Below are 5701 nucleotides of genomic sequence, written 5' to 3' on the forward strand. Positions count from 1 at the left end.
CAACAAATAACGCATTCGCTTTTATTCCCCTCCCCCGGAGGGGTGCCCGTAGGGCGGGGTGGTTGACGCGGTTAATGGAATGCGATTAAGTTTTTAGGTACTAGTTTTAGCGTTTGCCCTGCTTTTACTAGCACATATACTTCCCTAGAACCTTGGTTTAAGACCACCCCGTCAGGCTTCGCCTGCCACCCCTCCGAAGGAGGGGAATTTTAAAAAACGTGCTCGCGTTTACTCCTCCTCGCTCGGAAATTTAAACCTGCGGTGAAAGCCAACACAACAAATAACGCATTCGCTTTTATTCCCCTCCCTCGGAGGGGTGCCCGAAGGGCGGGGTGGTTGCTGACTTAAAAATTCTCAGGTTGTATTGAATTAGAAGCACTTGATAATAACTGTGGATGATTTTCCAAAAATGCAATGACTTCTGCCAAATTTTGCAATACATCACTCGCTAAAATACGAATTACTGTCACCCCTAAGTTGCTCAGATAGTTATCTCGCTCGATGTCTTTTTCTGGCTGGATATTGTGAGAATAACCATCAACCTCAATCACAACCGATTTTTCTGCACAATAAAAATCGACAATGTAGTTACCAATAACTTTCTGACGGTCAAAATCCAATCCATTAAGCTGCCGAGATTTAAGCTGTTGCCATAATAAAACCTCATGCAAAATACCCGCCTTTCGTAGTAATTTTGCTTGTTTTCGCAACTGAGGGTTATAAGGTAAGGACTTATAAATTTGGGTTTTTCTCATCGTCACTTTCCACTTCAAAGTGAATATTATCAATGCTAACGAAATTGTTATTCTTATATAGTAAATAAGCAAACAATAGCACATTGATTAAAGATGAATTTTTCACTAGAGAAAAATTTCGAGCCAATAGAAAAAATCAGTGGAATGGAATGGGCGAGCATAAACAAAAAAGCGAAGGCAACCACCCCGTCAGGCTTCGCCTGCCACCCCTCCGAAGGAGGGGAATTTTAAAAAACGTGCTCGCGTTTACTCCTCCTCGCTCGGAAATTTAAACCTGCGATGAAAGCCAACGCAACATGCTCTCATTCCCCTCCTCCGAAGGGCGGATGATTGCTGAAGCCAATGGTTAATTATTAATTGTTAATGATTAATGGTTAACGATACTAACGCATTCGCTTTTATTCCCCTCCCTCGGAGGGGTGCCCGAAGGGCGGGGTGGTTGCTGCTCTTAATTAGCGCTTCAAGTAATGTTTATAAGAATAAGTATTGGGCTTACTGACAATTTCCGTGTATTCAAATAACCGCCCATCAGTTAATTTTCCCACTGAAGTTAACTTGAGTAAGGGAGTCTCTGTTGTTACCCCTAAACATTTAGCAATATGCTCATCAGGTAAAATGGCGGCAAAATCTTGAATAGCACCATCGATTTTCAACCTTAGTACTTGCTCTAAATAATGATATTTAGACCCTTTTAAATGATTCAAACTCAGATCGGGAAATAAGCTGGCAGGCATGTAAGAGTCTTCATAAATTGATAAGACACCATTAATAAACATAAAGCGTCGAATAAAATAGACCTTCTCACCATCACTGATCGCAAGAGCTTGAGCAACATGCTCAGGAGGTGTCATCAGCGCGAATTGCTCAACGTCGTAACTCAATTCGGCTCCAGATTCAGCTAGGTATTCTCGGTTACTGCGTAAACTAGACATTGAACCCGTCATACTTTGACCGATCACCGTCGTTCCTGCACCTTGCCTTTTTTCCACCATACCCATTTTTACCAGTTCATCGATCGCCTTACGTACAGTAATTCGACTGACGGCATATTCATCCATTAATTTACTTTCTGTTGGTAGGTTATCGCCGATCTGAAACTCTCCCGAATCAATGCGTCCTTTGAGTGCCAACATGACTTTTTTATACAACATAATTAACCTCTCTCACGATAAAAAACATCATACAACAATAAGTAACAAATCAAATACCTATTTATTGACTGAGTTCACTTTTTCGTAGCATATCGGCTAAAACAGAAAATTCATGCTAAAATTGTATCTTAATCACACAAAAAACAAGCAATTCATCCTTTTTAATACCAAGATCACATTAAATACATTATATATTTGTACTACATTGGATATACCAACTACATTAGTAGGGTCTTAAGGCGGAACCGTATTTCCCCCAAGATTACTTGGGATACATCAATGGACACTAGAAGGATTTTCCAATGTTAAGTGCAATACAACGCTTAGGCGGAGCCATGTTTACGCCCGTACTGCTCTTTCCCTTTGTTGGGATTATGGTTGGGCTGACTATCGTACTCAAAAACCCCATATTTGTAGGTGATTTAGCCAACCCAGACGGTTTGTACTATCAAGTCCTGTTTATTTTAGAAGAAGGCGCTTGGACTCTATTTCGTAATATGCCCTTGCTTTTTGCGGTAGGCTTACCGATTGGTTTAGCAAAAACCGCACATGCACGGGCCGTATTAGTAGTGATGGTCTCTTACCTTACTTTTAACTATTTTATCTGTGCGATGGGGACTCAATGGGGTACCTTCTTCGATGTTGACTTTAATCAAGCCATCGGTGGAACCTCCGGGTTAACCGATATTGCAGGCATAAAAACATTAGATACCGGTATTTTTGGTGCCATCATTATCTCAGCCATCGTTACCGGACTGCATAACCGTTTTTTTGATAAACCCCTACCGGCTTATTTAGGCATTTTCCAAGGAACAGCATTCGTTGCTATTGTTGCTTTCTTTACCATGCTTCCTGCTGCATGGGCCACTTTATATATCTGGCCTTCTATTCAACATAGCATTTTAGATTTACAAGGGTTTTTGGTCAGTTCTGGATCTTTTGGTGTGTGGCTTTATACCTTTTTAGAACGCATTTTAATCCCGACGGGCCTGCACCATTTTATCTATGCCCCTTTTGTCTTTGGTAATGTCGCAACCCCGAACGGCATTTATGTCGACTGGTTTGCCGGGTTAGAAACCTTTACTCATTCAACACAAGCCATTAAAGATCTTTTCCCCGCTGGTGGTTTCGCTTTGCATGGTAACTCCAAAGTGTTCGGTTGCAGCGGTATCGCTCTCGCGATGTATCATACGGCTAAGCCAGAAAACCGTAAAAAAGTAGCAGCGTTACTGATTCCCGCGACACTGACTGCCGTCTTTGTTGGCATTACCGAACCGTTAGAGTTTACTTTCCTCTTTATCGCACCTTGGCTATTTGCCGTCCATGCTTTGCTGGCAGGTACCATGTCGATGGTGATGTATATGTTTGGTGTCGTCGGCAATATGGGTGGAGGATTAATTGAAATTATCACCGGCAATTGGGTTCCACTACTCGGTAGCCACACTTATATGATGATCACACAAACCGTCATCGGGTTATGTTTCACGGTAATTTATTACGTTACCTTTAAATTTCTTATTATCAAATTTAACGTCGCACTCCCCGGCCGAGATGGTGCCGAACTCAAGCTACGCACTAAGCAAGACTTTAACGAAAAACACGGCATCAGTAATAAAGCAGCCGCCTCCACCACGCCATTACATATTCAAGCCATTGAAACCATTGAAGGGCTTGGTGGGATAGACAATATTACCGAACTCAGTAACTGTGCCACTCGCTTACGCGTGACCGTGCAAGACCCCCAGCTAGTCGCTAACGCTGATTATTTTATGGAAGCTGGAGCGGTCAATGTCGTGAAAAATGGCTGCGCAATTCAAGTCATTATCGGTTTACATGTACCGCAACTGAGAGAAGCGTGCGAACAAATCATCCAACAAACACATAAGCATAGCGAACAAAGCCCAATAGCAAGCTGTTAACGTAATGGTGATTCTCTTGTCATTCATTTGCGGCAGAGAATCCCACTCATTTTGATTTTATTGCAGGCGTGCTCAACACCCTGCCTCCTGGAACGATTTGCCGTGATCGCAGCCAATCGCACAGGAATAGACACTGATTAACTAACGTGAGGTTTAACATGAACAAAGCATTCTCTATCGTAATCGCAGGTGGTGGCTCAACATTTACGCCAGGTATCGTCATGATGTTATTAGAAAATCAAGCACGCTTTCCCATCCGTCAATTGAAGTTTTACGATAACTTTGCCGAGCGCCAAGAAGTGGTTGCAAAAGCCTGCGAAATACTGCTAAAGGAACGCGCTCCACACATCCAATTTTCCTACACTACCGATCCTAAAGAAGCTTTTACTGATGTCGACTTCTGCATGGCACACATTCGTGCGGGTTTGTATGCGATGCGTGAGCAAGACGAAAAAATCCCACTCAAACATGGCTGTGTCGGCCAAGAAACGTGTGGAGCCGGAGGTGTAGCTTATGGGCTGCGCTCTATTCCAGCCGTTATCGAGCTGATCGATTACATGGAAAAATATTCACCTAATGCTTGGATGCTTAACTACTCAAACCCAGCAGCGATCGTTGCCGAGGCTTGTCGTGTCATGCGTCCAAACTCAAAAGTATTGAATATCTGTGATATGCCAATTGGTATCGAGACCCGTATCGCGGAAATTCTCGGCTATCAAGATCGTAAACAGTTTGATGTGATGTATTACGGACTCAATCACTTTGGTTGGTGGAAAGAATTTAAGGATGGAAAAACTGGGGAAGATTTATTGCCTCGCATCAAAGCATACATTAAAGAACATGGTTATTTGCCGCCTAGTGCGCTTAGTGGTGCTCAACATACCGATGAATCTTGGAAAGAGACCTTCATCAAAGTGCGCGATGTATACGCACTTGATCCAGAAACCATTCCGAACACCTATTTAAAATATTATCTCTTCCCTGATTATGTGGTAGAGCATTCCAATAAAGAATACACCCGAGCCAATGAAGTCATGGATGGTCGTGAAAAAGAAGTCTTTACTGAATGTCGGCGCATTATTAAAAATGGCACAGCTGTCGACACCAGCATTGAAGTGGAAGAGCATGCTTCTTATATCGTCGACCTTGCTACCGCGATCGCGTTTAATACCAAAGAACGCATGTTACTTATTGTTCAAAATAATGGTGCCATCAGTAACTTTGATCCAACGGCAATGGTTGAAATTCCGTGCATCGTCGATAGTACGGGAGCAAAACCACTACAAATTGGAGCTATCCCCGAATTCCAAAAAGGTATGATGAACCAACAAGTCTCGGTCGAAAAACTCGCCGTACAGGCCCATGTCGAAGGTTCGTATCAAAAACTATGGCAAGCGCTAACCCTGTCAGCCACCATCCCCAGTGCTGCGGTTGCCAAAGCGATTCTCGACGATTTAATGGAGGCTAATAAAGATTACTGGACAGCTCTAAACTAACCCCCCATTTTTTCTGATTAAGCATCCCTTCTCTATTTGAGAAGGGATTTGTTTTTTAATTTGTAAAGAAAAAATACAACCAGCCAAACGATACCATTCACATATTTAAAATAAAATAATTTAATACTACCAATTGTGTTTAATCATCGATCTTGATTATAAAAATAAAGACCCAATTTATTCCATTTTAAATAATCCACGTCCATCACAGCCAAAAATAATAATTTAATTTAGAGTTTACACTATTATTTTTATCCATAACCATTTAGGTCGAGTTTTAAAATAATCAAAATCCAACGATTATATTTAAAAACAAATATACCCAAACAACTTGGAGTTGCAGGTAGGCGGCAAGTGAGTGAATCCCCATGAGCATAGAC

General features: G+C 42.0%; 4 protein-coding genes. 2 read left to right on the forward strand and 2 right to left on the reverse strand.

Translation table 11 applies throughout. The annotated features are described in order from the left end of the window. Window positions 1-344 precede the first annotated feature (344 nt). A complete protein-coding gene (locus CAG57_RS12745) occupies window positions 345-755 on the reverse strand; it encodes an endonuclease domain-containing protein (RefSeq protein ID WP_202598373.1) in 411 nt (136 codons plus the stop codon). Window positions 756-1207: 452 nt separating this feature from the next. Then, window positions 1208-1906, reverse strand: a complete 699-nt coding sequence (locus tag CAG57_RS12750) for a GntR family transcriptional regulator (RefSeq protein WP_161433919.1) — start codon at window positions 1904-1906, stop codon at window positions 1208-1210. A gap of 302 nt (window positions 1907-2208) precedes the next feature. On the opposite strand from CAG57_RS12750, the gene CAG57_RS12755 reads away from it, so the two are divergent. Together CAG57_RS12755 and CAG57_RS12760 are read left to right on the forward strand one after the other, a co-directional pair. Beyond that, the gene (locus tag CAG57_RS12755; RefSeq protein ID WP_099610777.1) at window positions 2209-3825 is read left to right on the forward strand and encodes an alpha-glucoside-specific PTS transporter subunit IIBC; all 1617 of its coding nucleotides are present in this window, start codon (window positions 2209-2211) and stop codon (window positions 3823-3825) included. A gap of 158 nt (window positions 3826-3983) precedes the next feature. Beyond that, window positions 3984-5321 carry a 6-phospho-alpha-glucosidase gene (locus CAG57_RS12760; protein ID WP_161433921.1) on the forward strand — a complete coding sequence of 446 codons (1338 nt, stop codon included), beginning with the start codon at window positions 3984-3986 and terminating at the stop codon, window positions 5319-5321. Window positions 5322-5701 lie beyond the last annotated feature (380 nt).

This window comes from Vibrio sp. V30_P3S12P165 (assembly GCF_009904905.1).
In the GTDB taxonomy this organism is placed as follows: domain Bacteria; phylum Pseudomonadota; class Gammaproteobacteria; order Enterobacterales; family Vibrionaceae; genus Vibrio; species Vibrio fujianensis.